This window comes from Bacillus sp. OTU530, from assembly GCF_038440375.1.
This window is the reverse complement of record NZ_JASATP010000038.1, coordinates 37667-59013: the sequence shown is the minus strand read 5'-3', so window position 1 is coordinate 59013 and position 21347 is coordinate 37667. Positions and strand designations below refer to the sequence as shown.

Below are 21347 nucleotides of genomic sequence, written 5' to 3'. Positions count from 1 at the left end.
TTTTTAGAGGGGGTCTGGGGAAGGATTCTCCAGCGGGTTTGGGAGTGTCACGAAAAGGTGATATCTTAAATTGCCTAAAACTAACTAACGTAAAAAACAAAAACCTTAAGACCGCGGGGTTCCGCCCCCGCTTCGACGGCCAACGTTAGCACGTTGGATCGCATATTAAAATCTTTTCCGAGGGGCTAGCCCCCTCTCGACCCCCACCCCTGCCGGTGGCGTCCTCAAAACAAATGTTTTGAGGGGAACGAGAGGGTTTGGGACAGTGCTACATGTGTCAACTCTTATTCTCCTTTCTAGAATTTCATCTCCCTACGGTCGTGAACTTCTACGAGTTGCGATACGTTGACACATCCCGAGCATATCGCCACCTGTCTCAACGAGCTGTCGCCATAGCGGGACGCCGGGGGCGTAAAACCATAGTCTTACTAAGAGTAGGGCTTTTTATTTTGTCAAAATCAGAAGGGGATTTAAATAACAATAATAATATAATAAAAAACAACACTAATTTATTGTTAAACGATAAATAATATGCTAAAATCATGTTGTCATTAAATAAGTGAGGTGTTTTAAATGAATGTTAAACGAGGTTCAACCACTTTCTTAAAGGTAATTATTTTTCTGGCTGGAATTGCAGTGCTTGCTTTATGTATATTTTTAGTGCCCCATATGGCGAATTTCGCAGCAAAATTGTATCCAAATATTGCCCCAATGAAATATCTCGTTTTCATCGTGATGTATGGAGCGGCTGTGCCTTTTTACTTTGCTCTCTATCAGGCTTTCAATCTTTTACGGTACATTGACGAGAACACAGCGTTCTCGGAATTATCTGTAAAGGCGTTAAAGAACATAAAGTGCTGTGCGATTACAATCAGTGGTTTGTATGTATTAGGTTTGCCACTCTTTCATTTTATAGCGAAGAAAGTTGACCCTCCTATTGGATTAATGGGACTCATCATCATTTTTGCTTCGTTGGTTATCGCCGTTTTTGCTGCTATCCTCCAACGGCTTTTACAAGAAGTGATTAACATAAAATCAGAAAATGATTTGACGGTCTGAGGTGAAGGATATGGCAATTATTATTAATATTGATGTGATGTTAGCAAAACGAAAAATGAGCGTAACGGAGCTTTCGGAGAGGGTTGGAATTACTATGGCGAATCTTTCCATTTTGAAAAATGGGAAAGCAAAAGCGGTTCGTTTTTCAACATTAGAAGCGATATGTAAGACTTTGGATTGTCAGCCAGGTGATATTTTGGAGTACAAAAGCGACGAAGACACTCAATAAAAACAGACAACAAATTTATTTAACGGGAGTCGATAGAGAATTTAAGGGATAGCCATTAAGCTAGCCCTTCTTTGCGTTTATTGATGTTATTTACTCAGAGAATTCCATTGAGAATTTCATTGATATTAGTGACAAAAAATATGATGTGATTTGCAATGTTTGCACCTCAAAAGGGAACCCGTTAGTTATCCATCCTGTCTTTTTTTAATTTGTATTAAAATCCATAACAATTTATTGCCGGGGAATAATTTCAAATACCGCATTCTTTTAAAAAGTTTATTACAAAAAACGTTCGTTTAATGTAATGTTGGGCAATACACTGAAAACCTATGAATTTTGGTATTTGATTTTACATGAACTTACACATTAATCTATTTACAAGAGTACCAACATGACAATGCTCTCTCTAAGAAAAGTATGGTATAGTGATTTTAAATATTAATTGATTGCTGCTGCAGAATGAAAGGCGGTGCACTGTGGGTAACAACATATTTACTGGTATTAAATATTCAAGAGTATATGAACAAATTGTGGATCAACTTAGAGAACTGATTCAAGAAGGAAAGATCCTTCCCGGTGATCGGCTTCCGGGTGAGCGGGAACTTGCTACTATGCTTGGATGCAGTAGAACCCCATTGAGAGAAGCGCTTCGGGTACTGGAGGCCGAGGGAGTTGTAATAGCAAAACCAGGTGGCGGTCGGTATGTGCAACATGTTGACCAGCGTCTCGTTATGGAATACAGCTTTGATCCTGTCGATCTTATGAAGACAACATCTATCATTTATTTTTTAGAAGTCCGTGAAATGCTAGAACCTCATATTGCAGCACTTGCTTGTGAAAGAGCTACTGAAGAAGACATTTTAAAAATGGAAAGAGCCTTGTTGAAAGTAGAAGCAGAACGAAAAGATATTGATGAAAAGCTAGTGCGAGACAGTATGTTTCATTTGGCGCTGGCAGAATCAACTCGGAATTTCGTGCTTGTGACTACACTTGAAACAAATTTAAATATGCTTCAGCAAATAAGGATGAAAACGTTGTTATCACCTGAAAGGCTAGAACGTTCAACTGCAGAACACCGAGCTATTTTTAATGCAGTGAAAAGCCGGAAACCAAAAGAAGCATCGGAAGCAATGGCTGCACATTTACAGCGATTACGAGAAAGCATTTTAAATTTTAAATAATCAATAATATTTTCTTTGACCCTATCGTTTACAGATAGGGTTTTAAATTTCCAAAAAACATTGACGCTTTCAATAAAATACTGCATAATAAACTCAACTGGTATGACCAGTGTACCAAATAACCAATTATAAATTTGGAGGTAATAATTATGATGTAAGAAAATTTTGGTCATTTAACTAAAAATTCTTGATGTCTCCAGCGTCATTGCTGCCCCTTTTACAACTTGCCTGCTTGGAGATTTGGGAGCTGAAGTTATAAAGGTTGAACTCCCTAGCAAAGGAAATGCTACAAGAGGACTTGGTTCTTGGAAAGGTGAAGAGTCGTTAAGATAGCCCGTTTTAAGAAGTAAACCCTAATATCGTTTTAACAAGACAATCTGGTTATGGTCAGACAGGTCCTTATGCAGAAAAAACCAGGTTTTGGAACTCCGTGCACTGCTTTTTCAGGTTATACCTATTTGCAGGGATTTTCAGACAAACCTCCTGTAACCTCCGCTTTTTCATTGTTGGATTATGTTTAGGGAATTTTTGTTGCCATCGGAACTGTAAGCGCTCTCTATCATAGGGATGAAAACAATGCAGAAAGACAAATAGTTTAATTAGGATAATTGGGGACAGTAAGAAAAAGAAGCCCAATGTTAGTAGGGCACTCTAGTCCGGCGGGTACATACCAGACAAAAGACGGGAAATGGGTTGTTCTTGTCTGCAGTACAGAAAAAAAACATGGATTAGATTGGCGAAATCAATGGAGAAAGCAGATTTAGTTGATGATCAACGGTATAAAACAAGATGTGGGAAGCTTTCTGTTGAAAGATGGTCCAAATTTATAGCTCCACTGTAAACCAGAAGGGCAGGAAAAACTGGGATGAAAAAAGGTTTAGGGAACTTTTTCTTATCTATTTAATGAAAGCGTTATCTAAAAAGAGGGGTGAAGAAATTGCTAACATTTTTAGGGTTTTTAATGATCGTAGTTTTTATGTATTTAATTATGAGTAATAAAATGAACGCTCTGAATGCTCTTATAGTAATTCCAGCACTATTTGCTCTTTTTGCAGGTTTCACAAATGTGGGCGACATGATTCTAAGTGGAGCTGAAACGGTAGCTTCAACCGCCGTCATGGTGACTTTCGCCATATTGTATTTTGGAACTTTGATTGATGCGGGAATGTTTGATCCATTAGTCAATAAAGTGATTAAAATTTCAAATGGTGATCCTCTAAAAATAACAGTTGGAACGGCCATTCTTTCTTTGTTGGTAGGTTTAGATGGCGATGGAACCATTACGTATCTAATTGTTGTTACAGCTTTTTTACCCCTCTATGAACGTCTAGGCATGAACAAACTGATTCTCGCTTGTTTACCTGCGATGTCGATGGGGATTATGAATGTTCTTCCTTGGGGTGGACCGACTGCACGTGTTATGTCTGTTTTTAAATATGACGCGGCGACAGTAATTACTCCACTGATTCCTTCAATTATCGCAGCGGCTCTTTATTTATTAGGTCTGGGCGTTTACTTTGGCTTGAAAGAAAGAAAAAGGCTGGGCATTCAAAAGATTTCTGTTGATCATCAAGCGAAAGATGAAATTGCAGCAGCTGTGCTGGATGTGTCAACTGAATCATTAAAAAGGCCTAAACTATTTTGGTTTAATTTGGTTATAACCATTTTATTAATTGCGGGGTTATTTACAGCTGTTCTTCCATTACCTGTTTTATTTATGCTTGGATTCGTTATCGTGACGATTGTCAATTATCCCAATTTAGCCGATCAAAAAGCCAGAATAGAAGCACACGCTGGGAATGTTTTGACTGTTGTTTCACTTATATTTGCTGGAGGAGCATTCGCCGGGATATTAGAAGGTACTGGAATGGTAGATGCCATGGCAACCTCTATAGTCAAAGTGATTCCGGATTTTCTTGCTCCTCAACTTCCATTTCTTGTTGGTTTAACGAGTATGCCATTCACTTTCTTTATGGCAAACGATCCTTACTATTTTGGTATTGTTCCTATTCTAGCTGAAACTGCTTCACAAATTGGAATCGATAAACTAGAAATTGCACAAGCATCACTTCTTGGACAGCCTCTTCATTTGTTAAGCCCGCTTGTTGGCTCTGTTTATGTATTAATCGGGCTTGTTGGTATAAATTTTCGTGATCATATTAAATTTTCTACTAAATACGCAGTCGGCAGCGCCCTTGTAATGATTGTTGTTGCGATCCTTACAGGTGCACTGTCCCTTTAGTAGGATTTGCTTTCTGAAAATTCAATATCATCTTTGTACCTAAATAATCTGATTATATTAATAGATTACCATTTAAAAATTACAGTTTTCAATCTACTCATTATATGTATCTTTCGTCCAGAAGCAAAGTATATTGGCCATCAACCAGTTGAACATCAAATAGTATGACATTGGAGCTAGATGATGTTTTGGCTACTGGTTTACCTTCTGGTAGTTTTCCAATGAAGTCAGGCGACGTCGTATCTATGGAAGTAGCGAATATCGGTAGGCTATGTAATTATGTAAAATAGCAGATATAAATGCTTTCTAAACGATCTGTTAATATTGGTTATTTTCTCTGTTTTTATTGCCATTGATCCCTTTTCAATTTTGAGGTTAGCCAGTTTTTCTGGTTGACCTTTTCTATTGTGCTGTAACTATCGGTAACAAACAACAAAGATCCTTTCCACCAACAGATCTGTTAGAAGAAGGCCTTTGTTGCAATTTCGTTAGTGCTATATACAGAAAAAGATTGTTTGATTTTTTAAATCAGTCACTAGGCAACCCATTCAAAACCGCTTGCTAGATAATCGAAGGGTTCCCTAAACAAAGTTTAGATAAAAAGGAGCAGTAAACATCATGACAAAAGTGATTGCAATTAATGCCGGAAGCTCTTCTTTGAAGTTCAAATTATTTGAAATGCCGAATGAAGAAGTACTAACAGCTGGGTTAATAGAACGTATCGGTTTAGATAAGGGAGTATTCACTATTTTAGTAAACGGAGAAAAAGTAACAGAGGTAACAGACATTCCAGACCATGCTGTTGCTGTTAAGATTCTTCTTTCTAAACTAACAGATCTTGGGATTATCCAATCATTAAATGAAATTGAAGGAATCGGTCATCGTGTGGTACATGGTGGAGAGAGATTCCATGATTCTGTTTTCATTACAGAAGAAACATTAAGAGAGATTAAAATTTTATCAGAGTTAGCTCCTTTGCATAACCCAGCGAACATCATCGGAATCAAGGCGTTTCAAGAAGTTTTACCAAATGTAAAGGCTGTAGCTGTTTTTGACACAGCATTCCATCAAACAATGCCTGAACAATCATTCTTATATAGTTTGCCTTATGAATACTATGAAAACTATGGCATTCGCAAATATGGTTTCCATGGTACGTCACATAAATATGTAGCTGAAAGAGCAGCAGAATTATTAGATAGCCCTATAGAAGAATTACGTCTTATTTCTTGTCACTTAGGAAATGGTGCAAGTATCGCGGCAATTGAAGGTGGAAAATCTATTGAAACTTCAATGGGCTTTACACCACTTGCAGGTGTTGCAATGGGAACTCGTTCAGGAAACATTGATCCTGCGCTTATTCCATTTATTATGGAAAAAACGGGTCACTCAGAAAGTGAAGTGTTAGATATTTTAAATAAAAAGAGTGGTCTATTGGGTATTTCAGGATTATCCAGTGACCTTCGTGACATCGAACAAGCTGCTGAAGAAGGAAATGATCGTGCAAGAACATCTCTTGAAGTATTTGCTAGTCAAATTCATAAATACATTGGTTCATACGCAGCTCGTATGTGTGGAGTAGATGCCATTATCTTTACAGCTGGAATTGGAGAGAATAGTAGTGAAGTCCGTTCACGTGTATTACATGGATTAGAATTTATGGGTGTTTACTGGGATGCAGAATTAAATCAAGTTCGGGGAAAAGAAGCGTTTATTAGTTATCCGCATTCTCCAGTAAAAGTTATGGTTATTCCAACAAATGAAGAGGTTATGATTGCTCGTGATGTAGAACGAGTAGCTTTACACCCTATTGGATAAAAACGTTTAGGATACCTTATACGTTCTGGGGCATGATCGACGCTTGAAGAAGTATGTAATTCAATGGATGTCGCAGAACCAAAACGACGATGAAGTTCCTGTCTAACTTTTGTCTATAGCAAAGAATTCAGAAGAGGCATACACTGTAATACATTCACCTACAACTCGATTTCCAATGGTCATCGTGTATTCAACTTGATAGGGAGAAATCATTTATTTCATCCTTCCTTCTTCTTGTCTTTGCTACAGCATATGAAGGAAGATATTGTTGTTGCATTTGTTACAAGTGCGCTCAACTAACCCTCATCTCCTTTTTTAACTCTAATTATGATAAAAAAGCGAAGCCATCTAAATTCAGTTCATAAACTAACTTTAGATGGCTTCACTTTTTAAAAAGATAGTAATTAGTTAAGAATTGTTTCCTTATTTTCCATAATAGATTATCAATCCGTTATTTTGGTTACTACTTTTACAATTGTTTTTGCAAGATTCATGACCGTAAATAAGCGGGTATCATTTAAAAATTGAGAGGTTGGTAATGGATCTATATAATTGACAAACCCGACAAAATGGTAATCCCCCACTTCTGGAGGTTTTTTTTCAAGTGCCTTTCCAGGGATTAGCGGTCCCTCTTTAAACATCACATAACCTACTTGATCTTTATGGTTCTGGTGCAAAAACTCTGAAGATAATTGCAATTAATCTCTAAAGCTTGGACATACTGATACTAGTACTCTAAAAAAGGACGTGATTAGTATGGAAAAGCAAGATTTGTTTAAGTGAAAACATTATCAGCCTGACATTATTTTGTTAACGGTGAGATGGTACCTACGGTACAATTTTAGTTTTCGTAATCTAGTGGAGCAAGATCATCGTTTTATCAAGAAGCGAGTCCGTTCTATACTAGGATTGAAAACGTTTCGAACAGCCAAACAGATTATCTGTGGAGTGGAAGTGATGCATATGCTGAAAAAAGGACAACTTCAACAAGGGGTGAAGTCTGTCCAGAGTGAGATTGAATTCATACATAAATTATTTGGAGTAGTATCATAATTCACAGTTGAAAAGAATATCGAGGTTCTATGCTTCTAAAAAATCATATTTGCACCAGAACCAAAAATAGGACAAGCGGATTGGCCTTCACCGATCTTCAGTAAGGGTGGCCTAAAACAGGCCCAGGTACCTAGGGAGCTTATCGAAAAAGCATTGGAGGATGATTTTTGATTTGGTAGTGAAAGGAAAAGGCGGAAACCTGAAATAGAGTTTGCTCAAATTATCTTTATGCTACCTTATAAAAATAAGAATATCTAGAAAGATTATTGAATTATCTAAATAAACACTTACATTTTATTTAATAAATCTTTATAATGAAATATAGTAACAAATAGAGAGATATTGGTTTTGGTGTAAATTCTTTATATTTTTGTAGGGGGAAAAGGAATGGCAAAACAGAAGCAAAAGAAAGAATCTAATGACAAGATTGCGGGAAGGCACATTGAAGAGCACTATCGTTTTAATAGCAAAAGGCTGTACCTTATAAGTAAGGTTCGTTACGGAAAGCCGTCTTCAAAGGTTTATTATGCTGCATTCGATAATGAGGGAATCGATATCTATGAATTTAATAAAACCGCTACCCCTCAGGTAGTATTGGTGGAGCAACAGAAATGGGGTTCTTTTTCAAAGGTAACGGTTGATCACTATTTTTCAAAATCAGTTTTCAACTTTAGTGGTAATAAAGATTGGTTACTTATAGTAGATTTGAAAGGCAAGGAGGCGGAGCGAGTAATTGACAATTTTACTGATATTGAAGTCCATGTAGTACCCCGCCCTGCCTGGAGGAAAATAGTAGGCTTTCGCTCTAAAACGAATTGGAAAATGTTTGTTGCTTCCTCTATTTATACATACATCCTGTTTTTAATTCTGCATGGTATGTTACCAAGAACAGTAGATAGTAGTCTTATGGGTTTCGGCATTATAGGTGTACTCCTTAGCTTATTAGGGCTCATTGTTGGGATCATTAGACCAGCTTATGTGTTGCCAAAAGTTAAACTTAAGACAAGAAAAAGGGTATTATACTGGTATTCCTACTTAGTAATTGTATTTCTTTCTATGACAGTTGTCTTTGTACAAACCGATGCAGTACCAAAAGATACAAATGAGACCGTAAGCGTTGCAGCTAATACTACTCCGAATGACAAAGTGGATAATGAACAGAAGGAAGAAGCCGAGCAGAAAGCACAACAAGAAGCTGCGCAAAAGGCACAACAAGAAGCTGCGCAAAAGGCACAACAAGAAGCTGCGCAAAAGGCACAACAAGAAGCTGCGCAAAAGGCACAACAAGAAGCTGCTCAGAAAGCACAACAAGAAGCTGCGCAAAAGGCACAGCAAGAAGCTGCTCAGAAAGCACAGCAAGAAGCCGAGCAGAAAGCGCAGCAAGAAGCTGCTCAGAAAGCACAACAAGAGGCTGAGCAGAAGGCACAACAAGAAGCTGCTCAGAAAGCACAACAGGAGGCCGAGCAGAAAGCGCAACAAGAGGCTGCACAGCAAGCACAAGAACAAGCCGCAAGGGAAGTAGCTGCAACAACATCTTCCTCTCAGAATACGTCTGCTAGTGGTAATAACGGTTATGTTCCATTCCAAAATGACCCTAGTGATGATAGACAAACGAATATGAGCTGTGCTGGACAAATTAAAGGAAATGCAAACTCAAAAATTTACCATGTCCCTGGTGGGCAGTATTATGATAAAACACAAGACGATATCGTTTGGTTCTGTTCAGAGGCAGATGCACAGGCTGCTGGTTATAGAAAATCGAAAAGATAGACATTATCTTTGGATTCTCTAATTAAAGGTACTAACCTACAACCTATTAGTAAACATGACAAAAGGGCCTCTGGAGAAGTAGGAGGCCCTTTTGTCTGTACACCACTAAATTGTATAGAGATTGCAAGGCATCCCTATGTGTTTATCTTGCTCAAACATCTATTTTTTATGCATCTGTTTGTATAATTAAACATATGAGTATCGACGTTCAACAGGAACAAAGACTACTACAGTAATCCTCTAGCCCTTAGTTCCTTTTCAATACAATACTTCACGAAATCCTCGATCGTCATCTCTTCTTCTCTCACCACTTGGGCTACTTTTTCTTTTACATGAGAAGGAATAACCGTGTGAATGGTTTCCAAATCGCTGTCAATCATAACCCCTTTATGACGGACAGATACAGTTCCTTCTATTATATTGTGTTGAAGGAGATTGATTTCCACACCATGTTCTTCCCTATTGAACGGGAGTAAGAACGGTTTTACGAATACTTCAATCGTCGCGTCCTCCCGTTCCTTTACCTTCATATTATAAGGGCCGACAAACAAGAATAATTGTTCCAGTACCTTATAAATGGGGGAATTCAGCTGACTCGGTTTGACGAACAGAAACTGGGCATATCCTCTTTTATTGATCGCTTTCATGCTCTTTAATTCACCAGATGCCACATACCCTTGTTCCAGTAACTCATCCAACTGTAAGAATGTTCCTCTTTCCGTCTTTGTCCGAACGATCCCCTCTTGTGTAATTTCCATAACCCGGGCGATTTCCTTTGTCGTCGTATGGATAAAGGATTGATAGAGGAACGTATTCGTCTCCTTATGATAGATTGGCGTCTTACTTTCAATCTGATGATGTTCCATATAATCGAGGAGATCTTCTTCTTGTACAAAAGAGATCTGTTTCCCTAAGTAAAACGCTGTAAACGAAGGAATTTTCCCGGTTTTAATCAGCTTTTGCGCGGTTGATAGGGATACCCCGAGCATCTCCGCCACATCCTTGTTCGTGAGACCTGGTTTCCGGTACATCTCCTTCACCTTTTCTACGGTCTCCGGTGAAAAGTAATAGGTCCCGTCAATGGTCCAGTCATTCTTATTGATCGGTACAATCTCTTCCCTTTTCACTAAGCTGTAAATCGTTTGTTCGGAGATGTTTAGAAGCTTTGCCATCTCCTTTGTGGAAATGTCTTGGTCTAATGTTTCTTGCGTGTTTACCTCGATTGTCATCGTACCCTTCCCCTCTCACATTCTCTACTGCTATGACATTTTATAAAATTGTTCTCTCGTTTCTACCGTTCATGATCTACAAAACAAATTCGTTGATGTTTTCTATTTGTATAGATATGTAGTTAAAACATATAGAATCATGACATCATAACGGATCGTCTTCCCCTTGAATGATATCCATTCCACTTCTATATATCTATTATACTACAATTCATTCACCTATCATCAAATAAACGTAAAGTATAAGTTTATTTATAAGAAAAGAAAGAATGAATGATAATCTAATAAAAATAATAGAAACGTTATGTATGTGAAGAGTGCAAATAATGGGGCGGTTATTTGTATCTCTCATGATGTACCAGTACTTCTATGCAATATATAATAGTATCAGTTATATAATAATAATACAAAGAGTACCGTTTAATCCATAACATATGGAATGGAGTTGGTGAGATTGGAATTCATAAAAAGAGATAAAAGTGAATCTTCATTAGTAAAACAATCATTATCTACAATGGATCTATTACACATAGTCCAAAATGATACAGTAAAAGAAGAAATGATAGATGATACATACTTACCTGTATTACAATCCATTGTGTATCAAAATGAAGAAGAGTTATAGGAAACAACTGTGAAGGATTATATACGAGATCTCTTTCAGTTTTATAAACATTGGCTACAATACCTGTCTTCTTCTCGTCATGAGGGTTCCTCCCAAGGATAAACAGGAAATTCTAAGGAGTTACAATTAAATATCACATTAAACATCAATTAATGAAAATTGATTAATGTATAAGTTAATGTAAAGCCAAGTACCCTAATTTATGTGACTTTCTTTTTTATTTGACGTAATTTCTTTAAAATTAAATGTCGTTGTCTAATAAATTAGAAATAGGGTGTTTTTTCCCATCCCCTCGAAAAGGTGGATTAAGGGATTTTCCGAAAAACAAATCCCCGTTAAAATAGAGAAAGGGCGCTTCCCTATTCAAGAAAAGCGCCCTTCGTATTATAAGGTCAGCCAGAAAATATTTCTGGTTGACCATTTTTTATATCCATATATGATAGCGGTAGCCGGGGTAGAACGTAAGCGCCCTTGGGACTCGACCCCGTCCATTAAACAGTTCGCCCCCTACTTGTAGAAACATGATTGAGGCTGGTTGGGACAATGATCTCGTATAACAAGCGAAGCTATGATACTACATGGAGGATTAGGGGTTACCGGTTAATAGATTTTCAGGAGGGGATAAATGATGAATCCAGTCATTGGTCTGGATGTGGCAAAAGGTGAAAGCCAGGTTCAAGCATTCTTGGATAAAAAGCAGCCGTACAAAAAAGGTTTTAAAGTAGCACATACTCTTGAAGGGTTAAATAGTCTTCTAGGATTTATTAGAGAAGTAGAGGATGTATCAGGGGGACGACCTCCCATTGTGTTAGAGTCCACTGGACATTATCACACACCAATTGTCCAGTATTTTGAGGACAGAGGGTACTTATTAATTATCGTGAATCCTCTCATATCGTATCGGGCTAAGAGTTCTAGTTTACGCAAGGTAAAGACGGATATCATTGACGCTTATCACCTCTGCGAGCTGTACTATAAAGAGGACTTAGAGCCTTATAAACAAAGAGGAATACAACTCTTAAACCTTCGTAATCTTACAAGACAACACGAAAATATTACAGGCATGTTTGTACAAACCAAACTGCAATTTCAGGCAGTTCTGGATCAAGTATTTCCTGAATACTGTGGAGTTTTTGGAGCTTTATATTCGGATGTTTCTTTACTGACTTTACAAGCATTTCCTACTTCAGAAGAAGTCTTGGAAGCAGGCGAAGAAACCATCGCTAACAAAATAAAAGAGTTCTGTAAAAGTCGTTCACAACAATGGGCAAACAGTCAGGCAGAAAAACTAATGGCTGCCGCAGCTCAAAACCCATTTCAGAAAACCTTATATCATAGCCTTTCTTTAAGTTTGAACATGTATATTAATATGCTTCTTGAATACAAAAAACATCTATCCACGCTTGAAGACGAGATAGATGCATTAGCAAAGCATATTGAAGAGTGTGAGATTATCCGGTCAATCCCTGGCATCGGTGAAAAAATCGCTGCCACGATTATTTCTGAGATTGGGGAAATTGATCGGTTTAATCACCCTAAGAAACTAGTTGCATTTGCCGGAATTGATCCAAGTGTCTTCGAATCTGGTACATTCAAAGGGACTCTAAATCGAATTACCAAAAGAGGCTCTAGTAGACTACGGCACGCCTTGTATATGGCCGTTAAATGCGCCCTTCGTGATTGTCGCAAGAAGAAAACGACAGATGAAATCATTCCTCGTAACAAGCGATTACGAGAGTTTTATGATAAGAAACGCGAAGAAGGAAAACCCTTTAAAGTAGCTGTAATAGCATGTGCCAATAAACTCTTACATTGGATTTATGCACTTTTAAAAAGCCAATCAGCTTTCCAAGATCTAACCTAGTTTAAAAATATAACTAAACAGCCCAAAACTTTCCAAAAGCTGAACATTGGAAAGTTATTTGGCATGTCTAAATTTAGTATAGCATGAGATATTTTAAATTTTTATTGAAAAATATTGACAAACTATTAGCTGGTTTAGTTTAAGTACAATTCTTCACAAAGTCACAGAAAAAAAACCGATCTTCCTAATTAGGAAAATCGACTTTCCTTCTGTTATTAATTTAAAGGTGTTATTACTTAAAAACAGTTATTGGGTGGGTAAATGTCGCTCTTACAGAAACGGAATTCCTTCAGATGTACCGCCCCGAAGTTGATGCTGCTATCCCCTATCTTGGAGTCAACCATATTAGGCGCACATAAGAAGAGAGTGTTATAACGACGCTATGTCATTCTAAACTATTCTTAAGACATTCCACCATTTTCATTTTCTAAATATAGGAAGTTTAATTAAAATTGCTACATTTATCGTCCAAAAGAGCGACTGAAAGGTTGTCCTGATTGCACAAGCTGACGTACATTCTTTAAACGGCGAGACTCATATTCCAAAAGAGCCTCAGCTGCTGCAGTTCCTTGTATTCCCTTTGCAACACAGTCGGCCAAGGTAGCAGCATCTTGTAATGAAGCATTAAATCCCGATGCAGTGAGTGGTGTAGGTACATGTGCAGCATCTCCAACGATTGCTATACGTCCTTTCACAAGATTATCAGGAACGTATTCGGCAATCGGTGTTCCTGTAAGGTTACGTGTTTGAATGCTATGAAGAGTCGCGTCTAACCATGGTTGAGGCCATCTAACAGAAGCTTGTTCAGCTAGCTCAATCAGTGTCTGTTCTGGAATGTCAGGAGCATTAAGTGAATGTCGCACAACGTTTCCTTCCACACATCCAAGACGACGTAACAAATCATTTCGAGTGTTATCGTACCAAGCCCATCCTAGTCGTCTATGTCCTAGAGCGCGAGAACCGTCTGTTCCAGCAACAATAGAACCGAGTAAAAAGTCACCAATACCATCTGGCATAGTAGTCATCGGGGCATTACGACTTGGTCGATGTTCTTCAGGGATATCATTCTCATCTACAATAGCTACCCATATCAAGTATCCCGCAAAAGTTGCGTCCGGTTTATGCGGTGCAACATGATGTCGCACCGTGCTGCGGTGACCATCAGCACCAATCAAAATATCTCCGCGGAATGTCTCTCCCTTATCCGTCACAACCCAAGCAGAGTCGTCGTCCTGATTAACAGTTTGAACGCGAGTATCATAACGTAAGTCGATTCTAGGATCAGCTTCGGCTTCTGCGCGCAATCGAGACTGTACAGATGACCAAGCCTCAACAGACTTAATTCCACCAGAAGCAAGTTTTCTTAAGACTTTCGCTGTTATAGTTCGATCAATATCTCCACTGTCAACTTGAAGAACAGCGCCACTACGTGGTTTCGCTCCAGCTCTCTCTAAAATTGTAACATTTAACCCAACTCGCGCAAGAGCAATCCCTGCCATTAGTCCAGAAAGCGACGCACCGACAACTACAGCAGATTCATTTGCTTCTTGAATGGATTCGGTAAAAGTGTCATTGATTGATTCACTCAGGAAATTATCCTTTCCTACATTTTTTTCAGTCATTGTATTTTCTCCTTATCCTACAACTAACTTGCCCCGATAGTTGAAGAAGTCCCCCTGCTTCAAATTATTGATTGATGTCGATAACTCTAGTAAAAAAGAAATATTTGATATTAACCAATTACATCTCTCCCGACATCGATAAAATAAATGGCTGTTGATTTATTTTTCGCGTACCTGGCACGGCTTTTGAGCTAGCAGCTAGGCAAGGGCAATTTGGGCAAGAGTTGCATTTTTCTGTTCTGCAACCTTTTTAAGTAAATCAACTAGAGCTTGATTTTCTTGAAGATGCTTTAACTAAGAATAGTTGAATAAGAACTCAATAATTTTTAAAAACAGCCCGATAGAAGCTGAAGGCACTGTAAAAATGCCCTATTGAAAAAAGGTATAATACCTCATAATTGCAAGGGATTATACCTTTTTTCTTTTAGTCTCCATTTCAAACAGGTGTACAATCAATACTTTATAATCTATATAGCGCACTGATCCAAGTGCAAGTGATCGCCATTATCGACAAGCCTCCCACGGTGATTCCCCCGATGTCGGCGCCCGTGGCAAAGCCGAGCTGTACGAAGGAACTGTACAGACTAAACATAATACCGAGTTGCAGGAATCAGTGAACCTAAAAAGAATGGACCAATTCCTATTTCCGTTTCTCCTCGTGTATAGTCAATATTGCAATTATGACGGATCGCTTACGCGGTGGCTCAGTGTGATCTTCGGAGCATACAGAAGTAATGGGCTCAAAACTTCCATAACTCTTGCCACATTAGGATGCTGAGCGTGTTCAGCAACAGCTTTTTCATTAACCCAACCGTCAAGGATATAGAAAGTGTTGGGGTCTTCAATCTTTTGGTATAAATCGTAGTAAAGGCACCCTTCCTCAAGACGTGCAGGTCCTACAAGTTCCAGGAGAAGTTCTTTTACCTTTTCGCGGTTCGGCGTTTCACAACTTACTTCGCAAATGATGTGTTGTTCGTCTGGTTTTAAGGTTTGCATTGGTCATCCCCCCTTTTTTAGTTAGCAGAGCCCGAATGTCATCTGGCTTTACGTTCAACGAGCAAAAGAATGTTGATCGACCACCGATCAATTTTTCCCCGCATACACTCGTGTCTGCCCGCCATCGACCACCAGGTCAATACCCGTAATGAAGCTGCTCGCATCAGAAGCCAGAAAGACCACGGCGTCACCAATATCTTCCGGCGTCCCGACACGCCCTATAGGAATCTCACTCGTGACTCGCTGCGCGTAATCGGCCACCTGTTCTTCGGTCATTTTTTGCTCGGTGCGGTATCCCTCTGTCGGCACAACGCCCGGGCTAACCGAATTCACTCTGATGCCCCGATGCTTGAGGTCTGTGGTCCAGCTGCGTGCAAGCGAACGGACGGCTGCCTTGGTCGCCGCATAAACCGCAAAACCAGGAAGCCCCATGTCGGCGGTGATCGAAGCGTTCAGAATAACGGAAGCGCCGTCCTTGAGAATCGGAAGCATTGTCTGAACGGTAAAGATTACGCCCTTGATATTGACACCCAACAAGTGGTCGATGTCCTCCCCGGTGAGCTCTTCGAATGCGATGGGTTTGCCTCCGCCAGCATTTGCGAAGATGATATCGAGGCCTCCGTGCTCTTTCTGGATGGTCTCGGCGAGACGCTCCAAATCGTCCTTCTTCGTAACATCAACAGCGATGCCACGCACCGATGTTCCGAGCCGCGCTGACGCCTGTTCAATCTGTTCTTGTCGACGCGAGACAATGTAGACGAATGCTCCCGCCTCGGATAAGCTCTTAGCAGCGCCGAAGCCAATCCCAGCGCTACCCCCTGTGACGAGTGCCACGCGTCCTTCCAATGTCTTTGATGTCAGTTTTCCAATATTCACATCTTCCATTGAGTCATCCCCACTTCCCCATAATTACATGTATTAAATATCATCTAAATGTCGTTATGTCACAATTAACTATGGCCAACGATTGCGTGCGGTACATACGGCTCTTCCAAGTATGCAACATCTTCCGGTGTTAACGAAACGGAAAGAGCAGCTACTGCATCTTCGAGATGAGAGATTTTTGTAGCACCGACAATAGGAGCTGTTACCGGTTCTTTCTGCAGCAGCCAGGCAAGGGCAATATGAGCGCGTGGAACACCATGTTTTTCTGCGAGTTCGGCAACACGTTCTACGATTAATCGATCGGCGTCTGCTGTTGCATCATACTTCGTTTTTTGAACTTGATCCGTTTCCGAACGAAGCGTTGTTTCCGACCAATCACGTGTCAATCTTCCCGATGCGAGCGGGCTGTATGGGGTGACGGCGATCTTTTCTTCCTTGCAGAGCGGCAGCATCTCCCTTTCTTCCTCACGGTACATGAGGTTTAGGTGGTTCTGCATGGATACAAACTTTGTCCATCCATTTTTCTCAGCCACATGAAGCGCCTTCTGGAACTGCCATGCGTACATGGCAGAAGCACCAATGTATCTTGCCTTGCCGGCCTTCACAACATCATGCAATGCCTCCATCGTTTCTTCGATTGGAGTATTGTAATCCCACCGATGGGTAATATAGAGGTCTACATAATCTGTACCAAGGCGTTTAAGACTTTTATCAATTTCGCTCATAATCGTCTTCCGAGAAAGTCCAACACTATTTGGACCGTCGTGCATTGGAAAATGAACTTTTGTTGCAAGGACGATTTCATCCCGATTTGCAAAATCCCTTAAAGCACGTCCCACAAATTCCTCACTCATTCCGTCTGAATACACATTTGCTGTATCAAAGAAATTGATCCCTAATTCTAGTGCCTGTTTAATAATCGGACGGCTCTTCTCCTCATCAATTACCCATTTTTGGGGCCAGCGCTCTGATGGTACACCAAAGCCCATCGTACCCAGGCAAATCCGTGATACATCCAAACCTGTATTTCCAAGTTTTGCATATTCCATTTGTTTCATCCCTCTTTCTTATAGATGTAATATAGCTCATAAACGCTGTTTATCATTCGACAAACATCATTAAATAAACATGTATGGATATCAATTGTTAGCTTGCTTTTAAAGTTTACACTCACTTGTAATATTGTTCTCGGTACTTCATTGTATTAGAATTAAATATCATATTTACGGTTACCGATCATTCTCACGCTTTCAGGATCGTTATGATCAAAGATAAGGTTTTTTTTCATATCTAAAGTAGCAATCGTCTCCATATCCTCTTGGCTTAATTCAAAGTCAAAGATATTGAAGTTTTCGATGATTCTTTCTTTACGAACAGTCTTTGGAATCACAACGACTTCTCTTTGTGTTAACCAACGTAAAATCACCTGACTAACGGATTTATTATACTTTTCTGCTATTGATACTAAAACTTCATTCTGGAAGATGTTATTTTTCCCTTGGGCAAAAGGACCCCAGGACTCGATCTGAACATTGTTCTCTTTCATAAATTTAGCACTTTCAATTTGCTGGGTGAAAGGATGTGTTTCAATCTGGTTTACGGCAGGAATCACTTCATTATGATCCATTAAATCTACTAGACGGTCCATCTTGAAGTTGCTGACTCCGATTGCCCTGATCTTTCCCTCACGATACAATTCTTCCATAGCACGCCAAGAACCATATACATCTCCAAAAGGCTGATGAATTAAATACAAATCCAAATAATCCACTTGCAATTTTTCTAGTGATTTTGCAAATGCTTTTTTTGTATTCTCATAACCGGCATCCTGAATCCAAACTTTCGTAGTAATGAATATTTCCTCTCTTGGCACCCCACTCCGTTTGATTGCTCTGCCAACCGCTTCTTCATTTAGATATGCAGCAGCGGTATCAATCAGACGATAGCCTGCCATAAGGGCATCATAAACGCTTTGTTCACATTCATTTGCATCTTCAATCAGATAAACACCAAAACCGAGAATAGGCATCTCCACACCATTGTTCAAAATTACTTTTTGCATTTTGTAATCCTCCTAATTCTTTTATTATTTATTTTAATTATTAATTAAAACCAAGCACTGGATGCGGTACATACGGCTCTTCCAGGAAGCTAATATCTTCAGGTGTTAAGGTAATCAGAAGAGAAGCTACCGCATCTTCGGGATGAGACATTTTCGTAGCACCAATTATAGGAGAAGTAATAGGCTCCTTTTGCAGCAACCAAGCAAGCTTGATTTGAGCGCGGAGAACACCGCGTTTTGCCGCCAATTCTGCTACTCGTTCTACCACTTTCCGGTCTGAATCGGATGTTGAGGGAAAACACATATTCTAATTGATTGGTTCTCACTTACGAATAGACGTAATATAGCTACCATTACTTTTCATTTAATAGAAAAAGGATGCTTATAATGTTCGAATGTTACCAATCGATTGGTTTTCCATCTCTGAAGAATCCCCCATTAGGTCCTTCAGTTCCAATAGTCGCTAACCAAAGGATAGACTCAGCTGCTTGCTTTGGAGTTCTTGGAGCGGATGGTCCACCCATATCTGAACTTACCCATCCCGGACAGACTGCGTTTATTTTGATGTCTCCTTTGATTTCTGCAGCTACCAATTGTGTCAATCCATTCAAGGCAAGTTTAGACAACTTATAGGCGCCTGTTCCTTGAACGGACATTTCTCTCATCGCCCCAAGTTCTGAAGAAACATTAATAATTCTCCCATAGCCTTGCTTTTCCATGAGTGGAATAAAGGAATGGATGACATGGCAAGCGCCGAAGAAATTAGTTGCCATCGTTTTCTCTAGAATGGAAGGGTCCATAGTCAATAACCTTTTATACTCATCCAAATACACGCCAGCATTATTAATCAATACGTCTAATCTTCCATACCTTTCATTTACTGTAATCGCAGCTTGACGGATGCTTTCTTGATTGTCTACATCCATCATCACAAACGAAACATCCAGATCTGACTCCTTAAGTTTTTGGGCAGCTTCATGACCCATATTTGGATCCCGACTTGCCAAAATAACTTTAAAATCTTTCAAAGCCAATTGTTTAACCAGCTCATATCCAATTCCTCGATTCCCGCCGGTGACAAAAGCAACTTTTTTATTATCCTGTGACATTTAAAATCCTACATTTCTCTCCTCCTAATAACCTTGGTTAGGGCAATTTACATTTTTAACTGCTAATCCTATCAAGGAAATAGGACAAGGATATAAATCAAGAATGATTGGCAACTTTTATAGAATGTTGAATTAGTTGTTTTTTGGAACTATACATGGTGTTTCTCAGTAAAATAAACACTATACTCAATATCAAGAATAGAGCCCCTGCTAACAATACGTATTGGATACCCATGCCCGATATAAACAATCCGCCTACTGCCGAACCAATGGTTATTCCTAAGCTACCAAATGCTAGAAACAATCCATTAGCAAATTCAGGAGCTTCTGGAACTGCAGACGCAATCCAATATTGGCTAATATTATTACCAACAGCAAATAATACTCCCCATAGCAAAACAATGATAAACATAGGTGCAGTGAACGTCCCCATTAGGAGTAATAAGATGTAAATGGCTCCTAATGCGAATGGATAAGACACTACAGATTTGATGGCATTTTTAGTAAGTAATGTCCCTCCCACGAGGTTTCCTATTAAACTTGCCACACCAAATATAACTAACATTAAACTAATCGTTTCCCCTGATACTTTAGTAATAGTTTCGAGATACTCGGCAAGGTAAGTGTAAACCCCAAATATTGCTGCATTTATAAATATGACAGCAAAAATGGATAGCCATAAAATTGGTTTTTTTAATACGCTTAATTGTGTTCCGTAAGAAAGTCTTTCCTTAACCGGCATAGATGGTACAAATAATAACATAGCAATGAATGCTACAGCATTCACGATAGCAAAGAATAACATCGCATTTTCAACCGAAGTTGTATTAGCAATAAAGGTAGTGATTGGTACACCTATTACCATACCTGCAGATACTCCCAAAATTACTTTAGAAATAGCTTTTGGAGCTTCTGCCTGGGGAACTGAGCTAGCTGCTGCTGTCAAAGCTATTGAGATATAAACTGGATGTAAAAAGGCTGGAATCACACGAGCAATTAATGCAATTGTAAAGTTTGGTGCAAATATGGAGACAATATTACCCAGAACGAAAACACCAAGTACAAGTAACAATACCTTCTTTCGATTTATACCAGAGAACAATAAAGGTAAAATTGGACCAGATATAGCAACAGCAAGTGCGAAGAAACTCACTAGCAACCCTGCTGTGGATACACTGACATGAAAGTGTTCAGCAATTAAAGGTAAAATGCCAACAACACCCATTTCAGTATTTAAGATGCCGAAAACTCCTATGGTTAGTATAAATATAAACAAGCTATTTCGTTTAGACATAATATCCCTCTCCTACTTTCATTCATTATAAATCTTAACTTTTTGGTAATGCATTTCTATAAATAGCATGAACAGATACGTCACCTGTTTCATGGACGGAAGATCTGGATTTGTACCATTGTGGATACTTATAATATCACCACCCTTCAATAATAAACGAATGTACGTTTATCTATAATCAAATTAATAATTAGATATTTTAACCTCTTTCTTTATGTTCATTCTGTACACCTTAACGGAAAGACTGAAAGGAATTAGCTACTTAGAACTTTAAATATTAATCGAACGTTCGTTCATTTTAACTTCAAA

General features: G+C 39.0%; 20 protein-coding genes and 1 pseudogene. 11 read left to right on the top strand and 10 right to left on the bottom strand.

Going from position 1 to position 21347, the window contains the following annotated elements; genetic code table 11:
* Positions 1 to 573: 573 nt before the first annotated feature.
* The 7 genes from AAHB12_RS22590 (at position 574) to AAHB12_RS22560 (ending at position 6529) form a co-directional block, all read left to right on the top strand.
* Positions 574 to 1059 carry a DUF2975 domain-containing protein gene (locus tag AAHB12_RS22590; protein ID WP_342047218.1) on the top strand — a complete coding sequence of 162 codons (486 nt, stop codon included), beginning with the start codon at positions 574 to 576 and terminating at the stop codon, positions 1057 to 1059.
* Between the two features lie 10 nt (positions 1060 to 1069).
* Complete coding sequence (locus AAHB12_RS22585) at positions 1070 to 1288, top strand: helix-turn-helix domain-containing protein (RefSeq protein ID WP_004434885.1); 219 nt, start codon at positions 1070 to 1072, stop codon at positions 1286 to 1288.
* A gap of 476 nt (positions 1289 to 1764) precedes the next feature.
* Entirely contained in the window at positions 1765 to 2469 is a 705-nt protein-coding gene (locus AAHB12_RS22580; protein WP_342047217.1) for a FadR/GntR family transcriptional regulator, read from the top strand.
* Positions 2470 to 2652: 183 nt separating this feature from the next.
* The gene (locus AAHB12_RS22575) at positions 2653 to 2802 is read left to right on the top strand and encodes a CoA transferase (protein ID WP_342047225.1); all 150 of its coding nucleotides are present in this window, start codon (positions 2653 to 2655) and stop codon (positions 2800 to 2802) included.
* Between the two features lie 604 nt (positions 2803 to 3406).
* Positions 3407 to 4711, top strand: a complete 1305-nt coding sequence (locus AAHB12_RS22570; protein ID WP_342047215.1) for a CitMHS family transporter — start codon at positions 3407 to 3409, stop codon at positions 4709 to 4711.
* Positions 4712 to 4875: 164 nt separating this feature from the next.
* Positions 4876 to 5001, top strand: a complete 126-nt coding sequence (locus tag AAHB12_RS22565; RefSeq protein ID WP_342047214.1) for a fumarylacetoacetate hydrolase family protein — start codon at positions 4876 to 4878, stop codon at positions 4999 to 5001.
* Positions 5002 to 5329: 328 nt separating this feature from the next.
* Positions 5330 to 6529: an acetate kinase gene (locus AAHB12_RS22560; protein WP_342047212.1), complete on the top strand. Its 1200-nt coding sequence runs from the start codon at positions 5330 to 5332 to the stop codon at positions 6527 to 6529.
* Between the two features lie 443 nt (positions 6530 to 6972).
* On the opposite strand, the gene AAHB12_RS22555 is transcribed toward AAHB12_RS22560, so the two are convergent.
* On the bottom strand, positions 6973 to 7206 hold the full coding sequence (locus AAHB12_RS22555) for a DUF1256 domain-containing protein (RefSeq protein WP_342047223.1): 234 nt from the start codon (positions 7204 to 7206) through the stop codon (positions 6973 to 6975).
* A 124-nt stretch (positions 7207 to 7330) separates the two neighbouring features.
* Here AAHB12_RS22555 and AAHB12_RS22550 point away from each other — a divergent pair, with 124 nt between their 5' ends.
* Positions 7331 to 7582 (top strand): DDE-type integrase/transposase/recombinase, encoded by a 252-nt coding sequence (locus tag AAHB12_RS22550; protein ID WP_342047221.1) that lies wholly within the window; start codon positions 7331 to 7333, stop codon positions 7580 to 7582.
* Positions 7583 to 7969: 387 nt separating this feature from the next.
* Positions 7970 to 9352: a cell envelope integrity protein TolA gene (gene tolA, locus AAHB12_RS22545; protein ID WP_342047210.1), complete on the top strand. Its 1383-nt coding sequence runs from the start codon at positions 7970 to 7972 to the stop codon at positions 9350 to 9352.
* Positions 9353 to 9579: 227 nt separating this feature from the next.
* Here tolA and AAHB12_RS22540 read toward each other — a convergent pair whose 3' ends face one another.
* Positions 9580 to 10581: a helix-turn-helix domain-containing protein gene (locus AAHB12_RS22540; protein ID WP_342047208.1), complete on the bottom strand. Its 1002-nt coding sequence runs from the start codon at positions 10579 to 10581 to the stop codon at positions 9580 to 9582.
* Positions 10582 to 11035: 454 nt separating this feature from the next.
* Between AAHB12_RS22540 and AAHB12_RS22535 the strand changes: the two genes are divergently transcribed.
* Positions 11036 to 11206: a hypothetical protein gene (locus tag AAHB12_RS22535; RefSeq protein WP_342047206.1), complete on the top strand. Its 171-nt coding sequence runs from the start codon at positions 11036 to 11038 to the stop codon at positions 11204 to 11206.
* Positions 11207 to 11834: 628 nt separating this feature from the next.
* Complete coding sequence (locus AAHB12_RS22530; protein WP_342047219.1) at positions 11835 to 13070, top strand: IS110 family transposase; 1236 nt, start codon at positions 11835 to 11837, stop codon at positions 13068 to 13070.
* Between the two features lie 461 nt (positions 13071 to 13531).
* On the opposite strand, the gene AAHB12_RS22525 is transcribed toward AAHB12_RS22530, so the two are convergent.
* From AAHB12_RS22525 to AAHB12_RS22490, 8 genes and pseudogenes are all read right to left on the bottom strand, one after another.
* A complete protein-coding gene (locus AAHB12_RS22525; protein WP_342047204.1) occupies positions 13532 to 14692 on the bottom strand; it encodes an FAD-dependent monooxygenase in 1161 nt (386 codons plus the stop codon).
* Positions 14693 to 15370: 678 nt separating this feature from the next.
* Positions 15371 to 15688, bottom strand: a complete 318-nt coding sequence (locus AAHB12_RS22520; protein ID WP_338787741.1) for a putative quinol monooxygenase — start codon at positions 15686 to 15688, stop codon at positions 15371 to 15373.
* Between the two features lie 87 nt (positions 15689 to 15775).
* Positions 15776 to 16573, bottom strand: coding sequence for an SDR family NAD(P)-dependent oxidoreductase (locus AAHB12_RS22515; protein WP_342047202.1), 798 nt, complete (start codon positions 16571 to 16573; stop codon positions 15776 to 15778).
* Between the two features lie 65 nt (positions 16574 to 16638).
* Complete coding sequence (locus AAHB12_RS22510) at positions 16639 to 17622, bottom strand: aldo/keto reductase (RefSeq protein ID WP_342047201.1); 984 nt, start codon at positions 17620 to 17622, stop codon at positions 16639 to 16641.
* 161 nt (positions 17623 to 17783) lie between these two features.
* Positions 17784 to 18635 (bottom strand): aldo/keto reductase, encoded by an 852-nt coding sequence (locus AAHB12_RS22505; protein ID WP_342047198.1) that lies wholly within the window; start codon positions 18633 to 18635, stop codon positions 17784 to 17786.
* 40 nt (positions 18636 to 18675) lie between these two features.
* Positions 18676 to 18918 (bottom strand): annotated as a pseudogene (locus tag AAHB12_RS22500) (aldo/keto reductase); the annotation flags it as partial.
* Between the two features lie 115 nt (positions 18919 to 19033).
* Positions 19034 to 19744: an SDR family oxidoreductase gene (locus tag AAHB12_RS22495; RefSeq protein ID WP_342047196.1), complete on the bottom strand. Its 711-nt coding sequence runs from the start codon at positions 19742 to 19744 to the stop codon at positions 19034 to 19036.
* A gap of 97 nt (positions 19745 to 19841) precedes the next feature.
* Positions 19842 to 21038: an MFS transporter gene (locus AAHB12_RS22490; RefSeq protein ID WP_338787746.1), complete on the bottom strand. Its 1197-nt coding sequence runs from the start codon at positions 21036 to 21038 to the stop codon at positions 19842 to 19844.
* Positions 21039 to 21347: the final 309 nt, after the last annotated feature.